The organism is Streptomyces sp. NPDC091280, from assembly GCF_044768565.1.
Taxonomy (GTDB): Bacteria; Actinomycetota; Actinomycetes; order Streptomycetales; family Streptomycetaceae; genus Streptomyces.
Genome location: NZ_JBIVUZ010000002.1, coordinates 260,080 through 278,423 on the forward strand (window position 1 = coordinate 260,080; position 18,344 = coordinate 278,423).

Consider the following 18,344-nt stretch of genomic DNA (forward strand, 5'->3'; position numbering starts at 1 on the left):
CCGGTGTGCGAGGTCCGGGCGGCGGGCCTACGGTGGCTCGCATGGGCGAAGCGGTGGAACTGGAGGCGGGCGGCCGGACCGTACGGCTGTCCAGCCCCGACAAGATCTTCTTCCCGGAGCGCGGCTTCACCAAGCTGGACCTCGCCCGCTACTACATCGCGGTCGGCCCCGGCATCCTGCGCGCCCTGCGCGACCGCCCCACCACCCTGGAGCGCTACCCGGACGGGGTCGAGGGCGAGAACTTCTTCCAGAAACGGGCGCCCAAGAACATGCCCGACTGGATCCCGACCGCCCACATCACCTTCCCCAGCGGACGCAGCGCCGACGAGATGTGCCCCACCGAAGAGGCCGCCGTCCTGTGGGCCGCCCAGTACGGCACGCTCACCTTCCACCCCTGGCCGGTCCGCCGCGCCGACGTCGACAGCCCCGACGAACTCCGCATCGACCTCGACCCGCAGCCCGGCACCGACTACGCCGACGCGGTCCGCGCCGCCCACGAACTCCGCGCCGTACTCGACGAGTTCGGCGGACTGAAGGGCTTCCCCAAGACCTCCGGCGGACGCGGCCTGCACGTCTTCGTCCCCATCGAACCCAAGTGGACCTTCACCCAGGTCCGCCGCGCCGCCATCGCCGTCGGCCGCGAACTGGAACGCCGGATGCCCGAGCAGGTGACGATCAAGTGGTGGAAGGAGGAGCGCGGCGAGCGCATCTTCGTCGACTACAACCAGACCGCCCGCGACCGCACCATCGCCTCCGCCTACTCCGTACGGCCCCGCCCGTACGCCCCGGTCTCGGCGCCGCTGCGCTGGGACGAGGTCCCCACCGCGCACCCCCGCGACTTCGACCTCGCGACGATGCCCGCCCGGTTCGCCGAACTCGGCGATGTGCACGCCGACATGGACGACCACCGCTACTCCCTCGACGCCCTCCTCGAACTGGCCCGTCGCGACGAACACGACCACGGGCTGGGCGATCTGCCGTATCCGCCGGAGTACCCGAAGATGCCCGGGGAGCCCAAGCGGGTCCAGCCGAGCCGCGCGAAGAAGGACCCCGGCACGTCCTCCGCGGGATCATGAACGCATGACCCTCCTGCTGACCCGCAGCGACCTCGGTGACCTGCTGGAGCCCTCGGCCTGTCTCGCCGCGCTGCGCGACGGCTTCCGCGCCGTGGGGGCCGAACCGGCGATCCCCGGCCAACGGGTGCGCACCGACCTGCCGTTCCCTGGCACGGCCACCGCCCTGATGCCCGGGCTGCTGCCCGGCATCGAGGCCTACACCGTGAAGGTCAACGCCAAGTTCCCCGGCGCGCGGCCCGCGTTGCGCGGTGTCATCTGCCTGTACAGCGGTGTGGACGGCGAGTTGCTCGCCCTCCTGGACTCGGCGACGGTGACCGCCTGGCGTACGGGCCTCGCGGCGGCGCTGGGCACCCATGTGCTCGCGGGCCCGGCCGAGGGCGCGGTGGTGGGGGTGATCGGCGCCGGGGCGCAGGCCGAGCTGATGGTGCGCGGGCTGGGCGTCCTGCGGTCCTGCGGCCGACTCGTCGTCCACGACACGGACGTCGAGCGCGCGGCCGACTTCGCCGCACGGCACGGCGGCCGGGTGCTGGGGTCGGCGACGGAGATCGCCTCGGCCGCCGACACCGTGCTCCTGGCGACCTGGTCCCGCACCCCGCTGCTGGCCCTCGCGGACACCCGGGCGGGCCAGCACCTCACCAGCCTCGGCGCCGACGAGCCCGGCAAGCGGGAACTCGCCGCGGACCTGCTCGACGCGGCGCTGCTCGTCGTCGACGACCGCCAACTGGTCGCCGCCGTGGGCGCGTTGGCGCCGGACGCCATCGACACGACACTCGGTGACGTACTGCGCGGCGACCACCCGGGCCGCACCGACACCGCGGCCCGCTCCGTGTACGCCCCGGTCGGGCTGCCCTGGCAGGACCTGGCGCTCGCCTGGCTGGCGTACCGGCGGGCGGAGGCGGACGGGGTCGGGCGCCGGGTGAATCTGCTGGGGTGACTCCGACGACTACGGGGGGCCGGTCGGTCTGGGAGCGCTCTCACCGTCCGCTTCGCCCGCGGCTATCCTGATCCGCAGCATCGAGGAGGGGTCCAGAAGTGACCGAGACAGCACCGCGCCCCACGCTGGAAGCCGTGGCCGCGCGGGCGGGGGTGTCGCGGGCCACCGTGTCCCGGGTGGTCAACGGCGGGGACGGGGTGCGGGAGTCACTCGTCGAGCGGGTCCGGCTGGCCGTGGACGAACTCGGCTACGTCCCCAACCAGGCCGCTCGCAGCCTGGTGACCAGGCGGCACGACGCCATCGCCGTGGTGATCGCCGAACCGGAGACCCGGGTCTTCGCCGACCCCTTCTTCGCCATGCAACTCCGGGGCATCAGCAAGGAGTTGACCGCCCACGACTCCCAACTCGTGCTGCTCCTCACGGAAGGCCGCGCCGATCACGCCCGCGTCGGCCGCTATCTGGCCGGCGGACATGTGGACGGCGCGCTCGTCTTCTCCCTCCACCTCGACGACCCGCTGCCCGGACTGATCCAACGGGCCGGTGTCCCCACGGTGTTCGGCGGCCGGCCCTCGTGGAGCGAGGGCAACCCCGTGTCCGGGCCCACCGTGTACGTCGACAGCGACAACCGGGGCGGTGCCCGCGAGGCCGTACGCCATCTCGTCGGGCTCGGCCGCACCCGGATCGCGCACATCACCGGCGCCCTCGACCAGACGTCCGCGGTCGACCGGCTCGACGGGTTCCGGGACGTCATGGTCGACGTCGACCCCCGGCTCATCGTGGAGAGCGACTTCACTCCGGGCGGCGGCGAGCGCGCCATGCGTGAACTGCTCGACCGCCGCCCGGACGTGGACGCCGTGTTCGCCGCCAACGACCTCACCGCCTACGGCGCCCTGAAGGTGCTGCGCGAGAAGGGGCTGCGGGTGCCCGAGGACGTGGCCGTGATCGGCTTCGACGACATGCTCCCGGTCGCCGAGCAGACCGAGCCGCCGCTCACGACGGTCCGTCAGGACATAGAGGAGATGGGCCGGTTGATGGCGCGCCTGCTGCTGCGCGGCCTCGACCGCGGCGGGCCCGACGACGGCATCGGAGGCGCGCCGTCCAGTGTGATCCTGCCGACCACACTGGTCCACCGCGCCTCCGCGTAGGCCGCTCCCCGGGGCGCCGCCTCAGTCCTGCGGGGGCGCGCTCGTGATGACGGCGAAGCGGGCGCCGTGCGGGTCGGTGAGCTGGGCCATACGGCCGACCCCCTCCATGGTGGCGGCGGGCACGACGACCTTGCCGCCGGTCTCCAGCGCCCTGGCCACGGTCGCGTCCACGTCGGCGACCTCGAAGTAGGCCAGCCAGTACGCGCCCGACGCCGCGCCGTCGGAGTCGAGGTCGAGCGGGACGACACCGCCGAACATCGCGTCCTCACCGGCACCCGCCGGGTTGAGACAGGTGTAGTCACCGCCCGGCATGGGCGCGGCCGAGGTCTCCAGACCGAGCGTGGAGTGGTAGAACGCGGCGGCCGAGGCGACGTCCGGCGTGTACAGCTCGACCCAGTTCAGCGAACCGGGGTCGCCCGCCACGTCGACCCCCTTGGTCCGCCCCGGCTGCCAGATGCCGAACGCGGCGCCCGCCGGGTCCCTGAGGACCGCCATGTGTCCCTCGCCCATCACGTCCATCGGCTGGAACAGGACCGCGCCGTGCGCCTGTTCCACCGCCTTGGCCGTGGCCTCCGCGTCCGGGCTCTGGAAGTACACGGTCCACGCGGACGAGTCGTGCTCCGGGGGCAGCGGCATGCCGCCGGCGACCGTCCTGCCGTCCAGCTGGAAGAAGCCGTAGCCGCCGGCCTCGGGCCCCGCCGACTGGAACTCCCAGCCGAAGAGACCGCCGTAGAAGGAGACGGCGCCGTCGAAGTCGGGCGAGCCGACGTCCAGCCAGTTGGGAGCGCCGTTGACGAAACGGGTGGTGAGCATCTTTGCCCTCCTCGGTGAAGGGTCCCGTGTCGAGGGGGCCCGTTCTCTGCTCTGCCGAGTCTTGCACCGCCCACTGACAATCGCCGCCGGTGCGGCCGCGGTGAGTCGGCCCGGCCGTTTCGTTCACCCTCGGTGACCGCGGAAGTTCTCCGTGTTTTCCTCCGGTTCCGCGCGCCGCCGTGCGCCGCCGGGGGCGCGGCGCCACCATCTAGGTGGCCGGAGGCCCCGGAGCGCGGCGTTGATCCCGCGTTGATCGAACGTTTTTCACCGCACGGCACGCTGCTGGGCATGCACATCGACACGATCACCTCGCCCGACCTGGACTGGCAGCAGGAGGCGTTGTGCGCGCAGACCGGGGCGGACTTCTTCTTCCCCGAGCCCGGCAGCTCCGTCCGGGAGGCCAAACGCATCTGCGGCATGTGCCCGATCCGCTCCGCCTGTCTGGAGTACGCCCTCGACAACGACGAGCGCTTCGGCGTGTGGGGCGGCCTCTCGGAGAAGGAACGCCTGGAACTCAGACGCGCCTCCCGGTGACTGCCACCAGGGCGTTTATCGATGTCCCGCGCTCGGGGGAGTGCGGTTAGGATCCGGGGGCGCACCCGGGCGTAGCGCAGAGGCAGGCGCACGTCTTGGCAAGACGGTCACATCGGTTCGAATCCGGTCCCCGGCTGCGTTCGCGGGCCCTGTGGAGCAGAGGCAGACTCGCCACCCTGTCAAGGTGGATACGCCGGTTCGAATCCGGCCGGGGCCCACTTCGGAGCACGGCCGGGGCGGGAGTCGATGACGGACGAGGGCGGGATCACCGAGGCGGAACTCGCGGCCTTCCACCACACGGTGGGCAGGCTGCGGCAGTTGCCCGTCGACGATCCGGTGCGCCTGCGCGCGGAGCAGGTCGCCGCCTCCTTCGCCCGCGACGGCCGGCTGCGGCGCCGCAAGGCGCGCGGCGACGAGGTGTCCGCCGCCGACGCGGCGGCCGTGGCCGCGACCGCGACGGGCGCGGTGAGCCGCCGCGAGGACGCCGCGCTGCGTTCGGCGCAGGGGCCGGCCGACGGGCCAGTGCCGGTCGGCACCGGGGCCCTCTACCGCAAGCCGCGCGGTTGCTATGTCTGCAAGTCGCCCTATCGGCAGGTGGATTCGTTCTACCACCGGCTGTGTCCCGAGTGCGCCGCCGACAACTCCGCCCGCCGTGCGCTGAGTACGGATCTGAGCGGGCGCCGGGTGCTGCTCACCGGCGGGCGGGTGAAGATCGGTTTCCAGCTGGCCCTGATGATGCTGCGCGACGGCGCGGAGGTGCTGGTCACCTCGCGCTTCCCGCACGACACCGTGCGCCGCTTCCGCGCGGAGCCCGGCAGCGAGAAGTGGCTCGACCGGCTGACCGTGCTCGCCGTTGACCTCCGCGACCCGCGCCAAGTCCTCGGCCTGTGCGAGGAGTTGCGGACGACCGGCGAACCGCTCGACATCCTCGTCAACAACGCGGCGCAGACCGTACGGCGGCCCCCGCAGTCGTACGCCCTGCTGGCCGCGGGCGAGCGCGACGCACTGCCCGAACGGGCCCGCCGGGCACCGGGGTTCACCCCGATGCGGCTGCTTCCGGGCGGGGCCTCGACGCTGCCGGTCGTGCTGCGCGAGGCCGACGAGGCCGGACTGCTGCCCGACCCGTCACCGGAGAACTCCTGGTCCGCGCGGCTCGGCGCGCTCGACCCGGCCGAGGTCCTGGAGACCCAGCTCGTCAACGCGCTCGCCCCCGCCCTGCTGTGCGACCGGCTGCTGCCGCTGCTCCTCGCGTCACCGCGTCCGCGCCGGTATGTCGTCAACGTGACCGCCGTGGAGGGCCGGTTCGCCGTCCGCAACAAGACGGCCGGACACCCGCACACCAACATGGCCAAGGCCGCGCTCAACATGCTCACCCGCACCAGCGCCGCCGAACTCGCCGCACAGGGCGTCCACATGTGCGCCGTCGACACGGGCTGGATCACCGACGAGAACCCCGCCCCCAAGAAGAGCCGCATGGCCGGGGCCGGCTTCCGCACACCGCTGGACATCGTGGACGGCGCGGCCCGCGTCTACGACCCCATCGTGCGCGGCGAGGCGGGGGATCCGGTGTCCGGGGTGTTCCTCAAGGACTACCAGGAGGCGGCGTGGTGAGCGGGGACACGGAGGAGACGGGCGGGACCGGCTTCGCCGGGGTGGTGTACGTCCCGCCGCGTCCGGTCGCCGAACTCGGGCCGCTGCTCGCCTGGTTGCGGGCCGGGCGGCCGGCCGGGGAGCGGCTGGACTTCACCGTGGGCACGGCCCTGCCGGACGGCCGGCTCGACCTGTGCAAACAGGGCCTGGGGCCGGAGGGCGCCGCACGCGTCGCCGAGGCACTGGCCCAAGGCCCCTCGCCCGTACGGCACTTGCTGCTCGGTACGGACGGGCTCGGCGACGAGGGTGCCGAGGCCGTGGCCGCCGGGAGCGGTGCGGTCCAGACGCTCTACCTCGGCTGCAACGGGATCACGGCCGGCGGTGCCTGCCGGATCGCCGACCGGTTGCGGGCCTCGCCGCACGTCGTGACCGGGGTGTGGCTCAAGCGCAACCCCCTGGGCGGCGGGGGTGGGCGGGCGGCGGCCGAACTCATCGAGTCCGCGCGGTCGTTGCGCACCCTCGACCTCGTACAGACCGGCCTCGACGCGGCGGCCGTGACCGTCCTCGCGGACGCGCTGCTGGCCGCCGCCGGCAACGGGCGCCGGATCGAGCGGCTCTTCGTCGGCGGCAACCCGCTCGGCGAGGACGGCGCCGCACCGCTCGCCGCCGTCCTCGCGGCGGGCGCGATCGACGAACTCTACGTATCCGCCGCGCGGTTGGGCGACGCGGGTGCCCTGCGGCTGGCCGCCGCCCTGGAACGGGCACCGTACGGACGGCTCGCGCGGCTGTCCCTCGCCAGCAACGGCATCGGACCGCGGGCCGCCGCACGGCTGGTGACGGCGGCCACCGGGGCCGGGGTCCGGCTGCTGGACCTCGGCCGGGTCCGGGCGGCGGCGGTGCTGGGCGCGGCCGACAACCACGTCGATCTGGACGCCGCCGAGACCATCGCCCACACCCTCGTGGCCGCCGAACACCGCCTCACCCACCTCGTCCTGACCCACACCGGGATGCGCAGCCGCGAGGCCCACCGCCTCCTCGACACGGCACCCCGGGCACTCACCCCCACCCGCTTCGTCCTCGGCCGGGGCGTCGCCGCCAGCGTCAAGCGCCGCCTGGAGACCTTCACCACCGGCCTCCCGGCACCGGCACTCGCCCCCGACGTGGCCGCCGTCCGCAGCGTGCACCGCACGGCGCGGCTGGAGGAGGACTAGAGCGGCCCACTGGGTCGGCGGCGGGCCAGACCCGTGAAGACGTCCGTCCAGAAGCGCTGTTGGTCCGCGGACGCCCCCACCAGATAGGTGGCCCGGAGCTTCGCCGGCAGCAGGGCCACCATGCGGGCCACCACCGCGCGGTGCTTCTTCAGCTGGGACAGCTCCGCGTTGGCGAGGATCTGGTGGACCACGTCGCTGTCGTCGCCGCCCTCGTCGGTGTGCTCGGCGGCGCGGCGCAGCCGGGCCTCCCACCGGTCGGCGTCACGGGCCAGTTCGCGCAGGCCGGTGACCGGGCGGCCCTTGAAGCGGTCGACCAGGGCGGTGAGCGGTACGGGCGCGTACTCGCCGTCGCCGAGGTAGACCGTCGCCATCTCCAGCGGCAGCCCCTTGCGGTGCAGCTTGATCAGCCGCTCCAGGGTGCGCTTGGTGATCCAGGCGCGGCCGTCGTCGTCGATGTCGTGTTTCCACCACTCCAGGACCGTCTCGGCGTCCGCGCCGTACCGCGCGAGCAGCCACTCGTTGGCCGGGATGTCCGCCGGGTCCACCGTCAGCGAGGCCGTGAACCGGGTCGCCTGGGCGATGTTGTTCCGTGCCACCAGCAGCTTCCGGCCCAGGTGGTACGGCGGGTTCTGGACGGCTATCTGGGCCCGCAGGTTCTCGATCCGGCGGCCGGCCAGCGACCACTCCTGGGTGATCTCCATGAGCTTGGCGAACGCGGCCTTGTCCTTGGGGCGGTTGTACTCGTCCCACACGATCGCCTTGGGCTCGGGACCGGTGAAGTTCGCGGCCAGCAGGTTGTCCAGGGTGCCGTCCGACGAGGGGATCGGCGCGCACAGGTCCTCGACGTTCGTCACCGGCAGCGAGAAGTACAGCGGCTCCCGGCCCAGGCCCGCGCGGACCGTCTCCCGGACCAGCTGCGTCTTGCCGCAGCCGGGCGGCCCTTGCAGCAGCACCGTCCAGCGGTTGCGCAGCGCGGCCCGCACCACCTGCCGTACCGGGTCGGGGACCGTGGCCGGGTTGGGCACGCCGAGGGCCTCGGCGACGCGGTCCAGGATCTCCGCCGTGCGGTTCTGCCCCGGCCCGCCGTCCGGGCCGGGCTCGGCCAGCCGCAGCCGCTCGCCGTCGATCAGGGGCAGGCCCCAGCGGAGCGGGAAGCCCTCCTTCGCGTTGGCCAGGACATGGTCCAGCGTGCGCGGGGACAGCAGTTCGCGCAGCGCGGGGGAGAGCGAGGCCCACACGGCGAACACCGGATTCAGGTCCCAGGGGCGGTACTTGGCGGCGAGATGCCGGCGCCAGGACGTGTCGTTCGCCGTGATCCGCATCGTGACCATGCGGTCGAGCAGCGCGAGGTCGCCGCGCCGCACGGAGGTCTCCGACAGCGACTCGTTGTCCGTGAGGAAGACGCCGACGCAGCCCAGGGCCCGCAGATCGTGCTCGCCCAGCGTCCAGTCGCAGGCGATCTGCATCAGCTGCGACTGGATCGTGTCGCCCGCCTGCAACGAGTCGTCGATCAGCAGCACGAACGGTGTGCCAGGCTTCAACTGGCTCATCACCAGCTGGCGCAGGACCAGTTCACCGGAGCGCGGGTCCCGGACCGGCGCGTTGATCAGCAGGTCGTCCGGTGTCAGATTCGCCGCCGGGACGTACACCAGCGTGGTCCCGGGGTGGGCGCGGTCGAGGTGCGAGAAGAACGTCGCCGTCTTGCCGATCCCGTGCTCGCCGAAGATCTGCCCGGTCTGCCCCAGGTCGATCATCGCGTCCACGAAGGACTCGAGACGCGACAGATCGTGCCGGTCGCGCCGGCCCCCGGCTGCCGTCAACTGCTCTGTCTCCGTGCTCATTTACCGCGATCCTGTCGTGACGCGATGGCAGTCCATCGCGGGGGTGTGCGTCTCGGGCCACTCGCTGCCGCCCTCGGTGATCAGCCAGATCCATTTGTCCGGCTCGGCGGGCGCGATCGGCGGCGCGTAGCCGTCGGTGAGCATCACGACCGCGTCCGGGGTGACGTCGAACCGGCGGCCGTTCACCACCGAGCGCCCCTCCACGTAGTCCGCGACCACCTGGAAGCTGGTGCCGCCACCGCCGTGCACCCGCTCGCCGGGCTGGAACGGCATGACCACGGCGTCGAAGGACAGCCAGTGCGCCTCGACCCCGTCGATGCGGCCGACGAGTTCGGTGAGCCAGGTGATCACGTGCTGGGGCATCGAGCCCGAGGTGTCGTAGGCGATCACCAGGACCTTGTCGCGGACCGGGCCGCGGCGGGAGAGCATCGGGTCCTGGCCGAGGGCCGCGAGCAGGGCGCCGCGCTTCTTCGGGTACACCAGCCGCTCGCCGTCGCGGAGTTTCGAGCCGAGGACGTCGACCAGCCAGCGCTGCCACCAGTGGACCGTGCGCGTGCGCGCCGTCTCCCCGCGCAGGACGCCCGCGCCCAGGGTCCCCCAGATCCGGGCGGCCCGCGCGGAGCCCTCCTCCGTACGACCCATCAGGTCGAGCAACTCCCGCTCCGCGCCCGCGTGTCCGCGCCGGGCGGCCAGCAGGGAGTTCAGCAGCGCGGACGAGACGACCGCGTCCACCGTCTCCTGGTCGGCCGGTACCCCGCCCTCCAGCAGGTGCACGCACAGCCGCCGCTCCGGGACCGGGGGACGCGCCATGCGCTTCAGCTCGCCGTAGACCTTCATGTCGGTCGCGACGAACTCGTCGTAGGGGACGGGCTCCAGGCCGTGTGCGGTGAGGTCCTCGTGGTACAGGCCGTGGATCGCGCGCGGGTCGATGCCGGTCGGTCGGCCGTCCAGGAGGGGCAGTTCGCTGCGGCCGAGCCGGACCAGGGCGACGTGGTTGATGGAGACCTCGGCGGCCAGCTCGAAGACCGGGTCCTCGCGCAGCTCGGGGTCGGCGAACAGATGCCGGTGCACCAGGTGCCGGGCCTCGTGGAAGAGCACGAACTTCACGCCGTCCAGGCCGAGTCCGGCGAAGAAGTCCGGGTTGAAGAGCAGCAGGCACGAGCCGTCGCCGGAGGCGACCACGGCCGCCGTGTCCACCGCCGTGGTCGGGATCTGGTGATGGCACTTCGCGTACAGCCAGGACGCCACCGCCGACTCGGTCAGCCCGAAGTCCAGCAGCGCGGCCTCCTTCAGCCGCCGCGCCTCCGCGACCACCGCCGGGTCCGCCGGACGGTACCGCTCCAGTGCCCTGCGGTCGGCCAGATCGACCACAGGGGTACGCCGACCCCGCTCCCCGTAAGCCATCCCACGCCCCCCGCGCCGCAGTTCCCCCGATGGCTCATTGGTACCAGGCGGCACTGACATCGGGCCAAGGCATTACGCTCTGACCTCAAGGGCGGGGTCGTAGCGCAGAGGCAGGCGCACCGGTCTCCAGAACTGGGGCACGCTGGTTCGAATCCAGCCGCCCCGCCCCCCTCGCGGTCCGGCTCAGGCGATGGCGCCCGCCGTCACCACCAGCTCCACCGCGTTCCCGTGGAACGTGTCGATCAGCTGCGCCAGGACCGCCCAGGCGTCCTCGCGGTCGCCCAAGTGGTCGCGCACCAGCGGTCGTAGCGCGTCCTCGGCCTCGCCCACGCGCGCGGGGAACAGCAGCCGACCCGTGGACAGCACGTTCAGCACGTGGGACGCGGGACCCCAGGAGGTCGCGTACTCGGCGGGGCCGTCCAGCACGCCCGCCTGCTCGACGCGGTGGGCGAACCTGCGGTGGGTGCCGAACTGCGCGCGCAGCGCGGGCGGGCAGTCGGGGCGGATCGCCAGGGCCCAGCGCGCGTAGCCCGGCAGCGGGCGGTCGCCGTCCGCTTCGGTGACCGCCCGCCAGTCCGAGCGTTCGACGACCATGGACGCGGCCGTGCGGGCGGCCCGCATGGAGGTGCCCTCGCGCAGGGCGCCGAGGAGACCGAGGCGGGTGTAGCTCTCGGGGACGGGCGGTTCGTCCTGCGGGGTCAGGTTCGCGGGGACGGGCAGCGGGCCCGTGCGGGCGGTGCCGAAGGGCACACCGCGCACGATGGCCCGGCGCATCGCGTTGTCGGCCGAGACGTGCCGCCAGACCCAGAGGTTCAGGTCCGGGTCGTCCTCCTCCAGCACCCACAGCAGCACGGACACCGACACCGGGGTCCTCGTCCAGGACCACAGCGCGGTGCTGTGGCCCGCCGTGAGTTCGGCCGCCGTCGCCGGCTCGGGCAGGCCGGTCCGGCGCCGTATCCGCGCCGCGTCCTCGGGGGCGATCAGGCCCAGCAGGAAACCGGCCGCCGCCCCTGACGTGCTGTTGTCGCGCATGGCGGCATGATGCCGCAGCCGGGCCTGGTCCCGCACCGATGATTCGCGGGCCGCTCGGGTCAGGCGCTCGCGCGGGCCGCCATCCGGGCCTTGCGGGCCGCCAGCTTCTCGTCGAACTTGGCGGCCTCGGAGTCGAGGCCGCCCATGTAGAGGCCGATCTCGTCCTGCGCCTGCTGTCCCTCGGGGCCGAGACCGTCGACGTCCATGACCTTCAGGAAGCGCAGCACGGGCTGGATCACGTCGTCGTGGTGGATACGCAGGTTGTAGACCTCGCCGATGGCCATCTGGGCGGCGAACCGCTCGAAGCCGGGCATGCCGTGACCGGGCATCCGGAAGTTGACCAGGACATCCCGGACGGCCTGCATGGTGAGGTCGGGGGCGAGCTCGAACGCGGCCTTCAGCAGGTTGCGGTAGAAGACCATGTGGAGGTTCTCGTCGGTCGCGATGCGGGCCAGCATGCGGTCGCAGACCGGGTCGCCCGACTGGTGGCCGGTGTTGCGGTGCGAGACGCGCGTGGCCAGCTCCTGGAAGGCGACGTACGCCACGGAGTGCAGCATCGAGTGCCGGTTGTCCGACTCGAAGCCCTCGCTCATGTGCTGCATACGGAAGGCTTCGAGCTTGTCCGGGTCGACCGCGCGGGAGGCCAGCAGGTAGTCCCGCATGACGATGCCGTGCCGGCCTTCCTCCGCCGTCCAGCGGTGCACCCAGGTGCCCCAGGCGCCGTCGCGGCCGAAGAGGGAGGCGATCTCGTGGTGGTAGCTGGGGAGGTTGTCCTCGGTGAGGAGGTTCACCACGAGGGCGATGCGGCCGATCTCGGTGACCTTGGACTGCTCCTTGTCCCAGGCCTCGCCGTCCTCGAAGAAGCCGGGGAAGTTGCGGGCGTCGCTCCAGGGCACGTACTCGTGCGGCATCCAGTCCTTGGTGACCTTGAGGTGCCGGTTGAGTTCGGTCTCGACGACTTCCTCCAGCGCGTACAGCAGCTTGGCGTCGGTCCAGACTGCGGGGCTGCCGAGGTGCGGGGAAGTGATCGTCACGGGGACTCCAGGGGACGTGGTGCACATCTGAACAAACCGGCGAGCGGTGCCGGGGCGTGCGCAACTTACGGAATCGTAGGCTACGAAACCGTAGGTTACGAGACCGTAGGTTAAGCGCGCTGTAAAGATCGCTGTTCAGGCAGCCCGGCGAAGGAAACCCGCACCGCGCCAGGTCCGCAGGTCCCGGCGCCGAACGGGTGGTCCGCTCACCCGGTCAGGCGTACAGGTCCCGGAGCCGCACCGAGAGGCACGTCACACAGCCTTCGAGCTTCTCGAACTCGCTGATGTCCACCACGACCGGCTCCAGACCGAGATCGGCCAGCAGATCGGCCGTCTTGGGCGCGCTCGCCGCCATCAGCAGCTTGTCGCCGCCCAACTGGACCACGTGGGAACCCGCCTCCTCGGGCACCGACAGGAAGCGCGGGAAGAGCGCGGGCCGGTCCACCTTGGGGATGTGCCCGAGCACCGTCCCGTCGGGCAGCGCGGTGACCGCCGACTTCAGGTGCAGCACCTTGCTCACGGGGACGGCGACCACGCGCGCCCCGAGCGGCTCGAACACGGCCCGCAGCTGCTGCACACCGGCCGCGTTCGTCCGCCCGCCCCGGCCGACGTAGATCGTGTCGTCGACCTTGAGGACGTCACCGCCCTCCAGGGTGCCCGGTTCCCAGACCCAGTTCACCGAGCAGCCGAGCCGGGCCACCGCCTCCTCGACCCCGCCGGTCTCCCCGCGCCGGGACTCGGCGCCGGGCCGGGCGATCAGCGCCACGTTCTTGTACATGACCACCGCGTCCTCGACGAACACCGAGTCGGGCAGGTCGTCGGCGGGCTCCACCTCGATGGTCTCCCAGCCGTGCGTACGCAGCGCTTGTACGTACGCCTCCCACTGCTCGACGGCTTGCTCGACGTCGACCTTCTCCCGCTCGATGTGCGTGACCAGCCCTTCGGCCAGGCGCTGGCTGGGGCGGCGGACGAGGGCCTTGTGGCTGGGCACGAGCGGGACTCCGTATCGGCGGGATCGTTTCGGTACCGGCGACGCGGCACCGGTTGGCCATCATGCGTCACCCGTCGGTGCCGACAAAACCCCTGCCGTGAGGCTGTGGCCCTCCTGAGACGCGCCGCACCGCCCTCACACCAGGTGTGCCACCTCCTCCGGCGTGATCGTCCGCAGCTCCCCGTCCAGCAGCAGCCAGCGGGTCACGCCGATGGACTCCAGGAACGGCAGATCGTGACTGGCCACGATCAGCGCGCCCTCGTAGGACTCCAGCGCCGTGGTGAGCTGGCGCACACTCGCCATGTCGAGGTTGTTCGTCGGCTCGTCCAGCATCAGCAGCTGCGGCGCGGGCTCGGCCAGCATCAGCGCGGCCAGCGCGGCCCGGAAGCGTTCGCCGCCGGACAGCGTCGCCGCCTTCTGGTCGGCGCGGGCGCCCCGGAACAGGAAGCGGGCCAGCCGTGCCCGGACCCGGTTGTTGGTGGCGGCCGGCGCGAACCGGGCCACGTTCTCGGCGACGGTCAGCCCGTCGTCGAGGACGTCGAGCCGCTGCGGCAGGAAGCGCAGCGGGACGTGCGCGTCCGCCTCGCCCGACACCGGCGCCAGCTCCCCGGCGATCGTGCGCAGCAGCGTCGTCTTGCCCGCGCCGTTGCGCCCGATGAGCGCGATCCGCTCCGGCCCGCGCAGATCGAGTCCCCCGGCCACCCGCGCGCCGTGGGCGAGTTCGAGGTCCATGAGGGTCAGCACCGTACGGCCCGGCGGCACGGCCGTGTACGGCAGGTCGATCCGGATCTCGTCGTCGTCCCGTACCGCCTCCACCGCCTCGTCGAGCCGTTCCTTCGCCTCGGTGAGCTTCTCCTCGTGCATGATGCGGTGCTTGCCGGCGGACTCCTGTGCCGCCCGCTTGCGCGCCTGCATGATGATCTTCGGTTCGCGCTTCTGGTCGTTCATCTTCTGCCCGTACCGCTTGCGACGGGCCAACTTGACGTGGGCGTCGACCAGTTCGCGCTTCTGCTTGCGGAAGTCGGACTCGGCGACGCGCACCATCCGTTCGGCGGCGTCCTGTTCGACGGCGAGGGCCTCCTCGTAGGCGGAGAAGTTCCCGCCGTACCAGGTGATCTCGCCGGCCCGCAGATCGGCGATCTGGTCGACCAGGTCCAGGAGTTCACGGTCGTGGCTGACCACGATCAGCACTCCCGGCCAGGACGCGACGGCCGAGTACAGCCGTCTGCGCGCGTACAGGTCGAGGTTGTTGGTCGGTTCGTCCAGGAGCAGGACGTCGGGCCGGCCCAGCAGCAGCGCGGCCAGCCGCAGCAGGACCGACTCGCCGCCCGAGACCTCGCCGATGGTGCGGTCCAAGTCGATGTGTCCCAGGCCGAGTTCGCCGAGTGTGGCCAAGGCGCGCTCCTCCACGTCCCAGTCGTCGCCGAGCGCCTCGAAGTGCTCCTCGGCCGCGTCGCCGGCCTCGATGGCGTGCAGCGCGGCGCGGCGCGCGGCGATGCCGAGGGTCTCGTCGACGCGCAGCGAGGTGTCGAGCGTGACGTTCTGCGGGAGGTGGCCGACCTCGCCGGCGACGCGCACGGTGCCGTCGAGCGGGGCGAGTTCGCCCGCGATCAGCTTCAACAGGGTTGATTTTCCTGATCCGTTGACGCCGACGAGCCCGGTTCGGCCGGGGCCGAAGGCGACGTCGAGGTCGTCGAGGACGGGCGTGCCGTCGGACCAGGCGAAGGAGAGGGACGTGCAGGTGACGGATGAACTCATACGGGCCTCGCGGTTGCTCGGTGCGGTCGGGGGGAGACGCGTGGCGAGACACCGCGGGGCGGGAGGCTGGTCCCGGAGGGCATGGAAAAGGCCCTGTACCGGAGGACGGCTCGAACGCCGAGGTCGAACACGACGGACACACCTCGGAGGGTGTGTGACGCGGTGTCTCAGAACCTCAGACGAGCAACGTCCTTCTCCAATCGACGGCAACAGGACCGGGAGAAACGCTACGGAGGGCCTCCGCGACCTGTCAACGCAATTAACCGCGCGGCCCCCGGACAGGCGCCCTGGGCCGACACGTCGGCCGACACATCGACGTCGCTTTCCTGCCAGCCGACGACCGCCCGCGGCTGCTTGAGTGGGGCGCATGACGAACCAGAACACCCTCCGTGACCAGGCGCTGGCCCTGCACGCGCTGCATGTGCCGGGCCGTCCCCTCGTCCTGCCGAACGCCTGGGACGCCGCGAGCGCCCGCCTCGCCGAGGACGCGGGCGCGGCGGCCGTGGCGACCACCAGCGCGGGCCTCGCCTGGGCCCTGGGCGTCCCGGACGGCGACCGGCTGGACCGCGACCGGGCCCTGGCGGCGGTCGCCCGCATCGCCTCGGCCGTGGCCGTACCGGTGAGCGCCGACATCGAGACCGGCTTCGCGAAGGACCCGGAGGGCGTCGCCGACACCGTCCGCGCGGTGCTCGCCGCGGGTGCCGCGGGGGTGAACATCGAGGACGCGCTCTACGGAGGTGAGGGCGTCCTGCGTCCGATCGCGGAGCAGGCGGAAAGGATCGCCGCCGCGCGGGAGGCCGCCGACGCGGAGGGGGTGCCGCTGTTCGTCAACGCGCGCATCGACACGTTCCTGCGGGACGCCGGGGGACTGGACGCGGCCCTGGAGCGGGCCGCCGCCTTCCGGGCCGCGGGCGCGGACGGGATCTTCGTCCCCGGGGTCGTCGAACCGGGAACGGTCAAGGAACTCGTCGACGGGATCGACGGTCCGCTCAATGTGCTGGTCGGCCCCGGCGCGCCGCCGGTCGCCGAACTGGCCGCGCTGGGCGTGGCCCGGGTGAGCGCGGGCTCCACCGTCGCCCTGGCCGCGTACGCCGTGGCCCGCCGTGCCGCGCGGGAGCTGCTGGACACGGGTACCTACGGCGCGCTGACGGGAGGGCTCGGCTACGGCGAGCTCAACGCGCTGCTGGGGCAGGGGAGTTAGCTCAGCAGGCGTCCCGCATCAGCTCGGCGAGGTCGTGGTCCAGGTCGAGCTGGAGGTGTTCGAGACCGACGGGCACCAGCTCGCCGGTGGCCCGCAGGAAGCGCCGGATCTCGGTCGAGCGGACATGCACGACGGCGGTGCCCTCGGGGGCGTGGAACTCCAGGACGGTGCGGTCGAAGCCGTAGGGCCGCACCCGTACGTCGCCATGGCCCTCGGCGCCGTGCAGACCGGCCGCCAGGAGTTCCCGGGCGAAGGTCCAGCACACCTCGACGCCCTCCAGGGTGGCGGGCGCGGGGAAGGTCATCCGGACGGCGAAGGGGTCGCGGCGGTCGTAGTGCAGGATGGCGGGAATGCTCGGCATCCGCGGCGCGGCGGCGACGAGACGGGCCTCCACGGGCTGCTCGATTGCGATGGACAAGGCCTTGCTCCCTTGGGTGACGGTGGCGCGTACTGCGGTGACGACCGGACGGACTCCTGAAAACACTCCGGAGCGGACCGCCGAGTGGATGGGTCCGCACTGGAAGAGACGCCGGAACGAGCCAATCCGTGCACATGAATTTCTAGTGACCTCTGTCACCGCCGCCCATATGCGCCCAAGGTGGGCGCGGGCCGTCTGGACGGCCTCCGGGGAGTGGGCTAGCTTCGCCCGCCATGAGGCGCATGGGGAACACGCGACGGGTGGGACGTACGTACCGCAGAGCGGCGGCCGGGGTGATGTGCGCGGCTGCGCTGGCCCTGCTGAGCGCCGTACCGGCGCAGGCCCGGGAGGCGGCGCACCGGGCTCCGCACTGGGCGCTCAAGGACAGCGGGGCCGCCGATGTGCGCTTCCGGGGCCTGTCGGCGGTCAGCCGCGACACCGCGTGGGTGGCCGGTACGGCGGGCACGGTGCTGCGCACCACGGACGGCGGGGCGAGCTGGCGGAACGTCTCGCCGCCCGGCGCGGCCGACCTCCAGTTCCGGGACGTCGAGGCGTTCGACGCGCGCCGCGCGGTGGTGCTGGCGATCGGCGAGGGCGAGGCCTCCCGGGTGTACCGCACCGACGACGGCGGGGCGACCTGGACGGAGTCCTTCCGCAACACCGACGCGAACGCCTTCTACGACTGCATGACCTTCTTCGACAGCCGCCACGGCCTCGCGATGAGCGACCCGGTCGGCGGGAAGTTCCGCATCCTGTCGACCGGCGACGGCGGCCGTTCCTGGAAGGTGCTGCCCGACGCCGGGATGCCGGCCGCGCTCGACGGCGAGGCGGGCTTCGCGGCGAGCGGCCAGTGCCTGGTGAGTTCGGGGCCCCGGGACGTCTGGCTGGCCACCGGAGGGGGCGCACGCGCGCGTGTCCTGCACTCCGCCGACCGCGGCCTCACCTGGACGGCGGCCGACACGCCGGTCCCGGCCGGTGATCCCGCGCGCGGGGTCTTCGCGCTCGCCTTCCGCGACCGTACGCACGGCCTCGCGGTCGGCGGCGACTACAACGCCGGTCAGCCGTCACCGCTCGCCGCGGCCGTCAGCGGCGACGGAGGCCGCACCTGGCGTTCCGCCACCACCCCGCCGCCCGCCTACCGCTCCGGCGTGACCTGGCTGCCCCGCAGCCGCTCCACCGCCCTCGCGGTCGGCCCCACCGGCACGGACCTCACGACGGACGCCGGCCGCACCTGGCGGACCGTCGACACCGGCTCCTACGACACCGTGGACTGCGCGGCCGACCTGGGCTGCTGGGCGGCGGGGGAGAAGGGGCGCGTGGCACGGCTGGAGGACTGACGGTCCCGGGCGGCGCGCCCCGCCG

The 18,344-nt window shown here is 72.7% G+C and carries 16 protein-coding genes and 3 tRNA genes; 11 read left to right on the forward strand and 8 right to left on the reverse strand.

Features of this window, described 5'->3' with window-relative positions:
• Positions 1-41 precede the first annotated feature (41 nt).
• The 3 genes from ligD to ACIQPR_RS07765 all read left to right on the forward strand — a co-directional run bounded on the left by ligD (position 42) and on the right by ACIQPR_RS07765 (position 3,155).
• Positions 42-1,076, forward strand: a complete 1,035-nt coding sequence (gene ligD, locus ACIQPR_RS07755) for a non-homologous end-joining DNA ligase (protein WP_403643566.1) — start codon at positions 42-44, stop codon at positions 1,074-1,076.
• Between the two features lie 4 nt (positions 1,077-1,080).
• Positions 1,081-2,010: an ornithine cyclodeaminase family protein gene (locus tag ACIQPR_RS07760; protein WP_403643569.1), complete on the forward strand. Its 930-nt coding sequence runs from the start codon at positions 1,081-1,083 to the stop codon at positions 2,008-2,010.
• A 98-nt stretch (positions 2,011-2,108) separates the two neighbouring features.
• Positions 2,109-3,155 (forward strand): LacI family DNA-binding transcriptional regulator, encoded by a 1,047-nt coding sequence (locus ACIQPR_RS07765; protein ID WP_403643571.1) that lies wholly within the window; start codon positions 2,109-2,111, stop codon positions 3,153-3,155.
• Between the two features lie 21 nt (positions 3,156-3,176).
• Here ACIQPR_RS07765 and ACIQPR_RS07770 read toward each other — a convergent pair whose 3' ends face one another.
• Positions 3,177-3,968, reverse strand: coding sequence for a VOC family protein (locus ACIQPR_RS07770; protein ID WP_403643573.1), 792 nt, complete (start codon positions 3,966-3,968; stop codon positions 3,177-3,179).
• Positions 3,969-4,256: 288 nt separating this feature from the next.
• Here ACIQPR_RS07770 and ACIQPR_RS07775 point away from each other — a divergent pair, with 288 nt between their 5' ends.
• The 5 genes from ACIQPR_RS07775 to ACIQPR_RS07795 all read left to right on the forward strand — a co-directional run bounded on the left by ACIQPR_RS07775 (position 4,257) and on the right by ACIQPR_RS07795 (position 7,303).
• Entirely contained in the window at positions 4,257-4,502 is a 246-nt protein-coding gene (locus ACIQPR_RS07775; RefSeq protein WP_403643575.1) for a WhiB family transcriptional regulator, read from the forward strand.
• A gap of 65 nt (positions 4,503-4,567) precedes the next feature.
• A tRNA-Ala gene (locus ACIQPR_RS07780) sits at positions 4,568-4,638 on the forward strand.
• Between the two features lie 9 nt (positions 4,639-4,647).
• Positions 4,648-4,719 (forward strand) — tRNA-Asp (locus ACIQPR_RS07785).
• 29 nt (positions 4,720-4,748) lie between these two features.
• Positions 4,749-6,113: an SDR family NAD(P)-dependent oxidoreductase gene (locus tag ACIQPR_RS07790; RefSeq protein ID WP_403643576.1), complete on the forward strand. Its 1,365-nt coding sequence runs from the start codon at positions 4,749-4,751 to the stop codon at positions 6,111-6,113.
• Positions 6,110-7,303, forward strand: a complete 1,194-nt coding sequence (locus tag ACIQPR_RS07795) for a ribonuclease inhibitor (RefSeq protein WP_403643578.1) — start codon at positions 6,110-6,112, stop codon at positions 7,301-7,303. Before ACIQPR_RS07790 ends, ACIQPR_RS07795 begins: the two co-directional genes overlap by 4 nt.
• Here the strand turns inward: ACIQPR_RS07795 and ACIQPR_RS07800 are convergent.
• Complete coding sequence (locus ACIQPR_RS07800; protein ID WP_403643580.1) at positions 7,300-9,144, reverse strand: AAA family ATPase; 1,845 nt, start codon at positions 9,142-9,144, stop codon at positions 7,300-7,302. The genes ACIQPR_RS07795 and ACIQPR_RS07800 overlap by 4 nt on opposite strands.
• Positions 9,145-10,548 (reverse strand): hypothetical protein, encoded by a 1,404-nt coding sequence (locus tag ACIQPR_RS07805; protein ID WP_403643583.1) that lies wholly within the window; start codon positions 10,546-10,548, stop codon positions 9,145-9,147.
• A 91-nt stretch (positions 10,549-10,639) separates the two neighbouring features.
• Here ACIQPR_RS07805 and ACIQPR_RS07810 point away from each other — a divergent pair.
• A tRNA-Trp gene (locus tag ACIQPR_RS07810) sits at positions 10,640-10,715 on the forward strand.
• A gap of 16 nt (positions 10,716-10,731) precedes the next feature.
• Here ACIQPR_RS07810 and ACIQPR_RS07815 read toward each other — a convergent pair.
• The 4 genes from ACIQPR_RS07815 to ACIQPR_RS07830 form a co-directional block, all read right to left on the reverse strand.
• The gene (locus ACIQPR_RS07815) at positions 10,732-11,580 is read right to left on the reverse strand and encodes a hypothetical protein (protein ID WP_403643585.1); all 849 of its coding nucleotides are present in this window, start codon (positions 11,578-11,580) and stop codon (positions 10,732-10,734) included.
• A gap of 59 nt (positions 11,581-11,639) precedes the next feature.
• Positions 11,640-12,614 carry an acyl-ACP desaturase gene (locus ACIQPR_RS07820; protein ID WP_403643588.1) on the reverse strand — a complete coding sequence of 325 codons (975 nt, stop codon included), beginning with the start codon at positions 12,612-12,614 and terminating at the stop codon, positions 11,640-11,642.
• 214 nt (positions 12,615-12,828) lie between these two features.
• On the reverse strand, positions 12,829-13,605 hold the full coding sequence (gene ddaH, locus ACIQPR_RS07825; protein WP_403643591.1) for a dimethylargininase: 777 nt from the start codon (positions 13,603-13,605) through the stop codon (positions 12,829-12,831).
• 135 nt (positions 13,606-13,740) lie between these two features.
• The gene (locus ACIQPR_RS07830) at positions 13,741-15,363 is read right to left on the reverse strand and encodes an ABC-F family ATP-binding cassette domain-containing protein (RefSeq protein ID WP_403643593.1); all 1,623 of its coding nucleotides are present in this window, start codon (positions 15,361-15,363) and stop codon (positions 13,741-13,743) included.
• A gap of 367 nt (positions 15,364-15,730) precedes the next feature.
• On the opposite strand from ACIQPR_RS07830, the gene ACIQPR_RS07835 reads away from it, so the two are divergent.
• Positions 15,731-16,564, forward strand: coding sequence for an isocitrate lyase/phosphoenolpyruvate mutase family protein (locus ACIQPR_RS07835; protein ID WP_403643596.1), 834 nt, complete (start codon positions 15,731-15,733; stop codon positions 16,562-16,564).
• Between the two features lies 1 nt (position 16,565).
• Here the strand turns inward: ACIQPR_RS07835 and ACIQPR_RS07840 are convergent, their stop codons facing one another.
• Positions 16,566-16,982 (reverse strand): SsgA family sporulation/cell division regulator, encoded by a 417-nt coding sequence (locus ACIQPR_RS07840; protein WP_403643599.1) that lies wholly within the window; start codon positions 16,980-16,982, stop codon positions 16,566-16,568.
• Positions 16,983-17,224: 242 nt separating this feature from the next.
• On the opposite strand from ACIQPR_RS07840, the gene ACIQPR_RS07845 reads away from it, so the two are divergent.
• A complete protein-coding gene (locus ACIQPR_RS07845) occupies positions 17,225-18,319 on the forward strand; it encodes a WD40/YVTN/BNR-like repeat-containing protein (protein ID WP_403643601.1) in 1,095 nt (364 codons plus the stop codon).
• Positions 18,320-18,344 lie beyond the last annotated feature (25 nt).

Coding starts and splice junctions, on each gene's coding strand:
- ACIQPR_RS07760 (WP_403643569.1), top strand. CDS start 1,081: ATGACCCTCCTGCTGACCCGCAGCGACCTCGGTGACCTGCTGGAGCCC.
- ACIQPR_RS07800 (WP_403643580.1), bottom strand. CDS start 9,144: ATGAGCACGGAGACAGAGCAGTTGACGGCAGCCGGGGGCCGGCGCGAC.
- ACIQPR_RS07835 (WP_403643596.1), top strand. CDS start 15,731: ATGACGAACCAGAACACCCTCCGTGACCAGGCGCTGGCCCTGCACGCG.
- ligD (WP_403643566.1), top strand. CDS start 42: ATGGGCGAAGCGGTGGAACTGGAGGCGGGCGGCCGGACCGTACGGCTG.
- ACIQPR_RS07770 (WP_403643573.1), bottom strand. CDS start 3,968: ATGCTCACCACCCGTTTCGTCAACGGCGCTCCCAACTGGCTGGACGTC.
- ACIQPR_RS07845 (WP_403643601.1), top strand. CDS start 17,225: ATGGGGAACACGCGACGGGTGGGACGTACGTACCGCAGAGCGGCGGCC.
- ACIQPR_RS07805 (WP_403643583.1), bottom strand. CDS start 10,548: ATGGCTTACGGGGAGCGGGGTCGGCGTACCCCTGTGGTCGATCTGGCC.
- ACIQPR_RS07830 (WP_403643593.1), bottom strand. CDS start 15,363: ATGAGTTCATCCGTCACCTGCACGTCCCTCTCCTTCGCCTGGTCCGAC.
- ACIQPR_RS07815 (WP_403643585.1), bottom strand. CDS start 11,580: ATGCGCGACAACAGCACGTCAGGGGCGGCGGCCGGTTTCCTGCTGGGC.
- ACIQPR_RS07775 (WP_403643575.1), top strand. CDS start 4,257: ATGCACATCGACACGATCACCTCGCCCGACCTGGACTGGCAGCAGGAG.
- ACIQPR_RS07790 (WP_403643576.1), top strand. CDS start 4,749: ATGACGGACGAGGGCGGGATCACCGAGGCGGAACTCGCGGCCTTCCAC.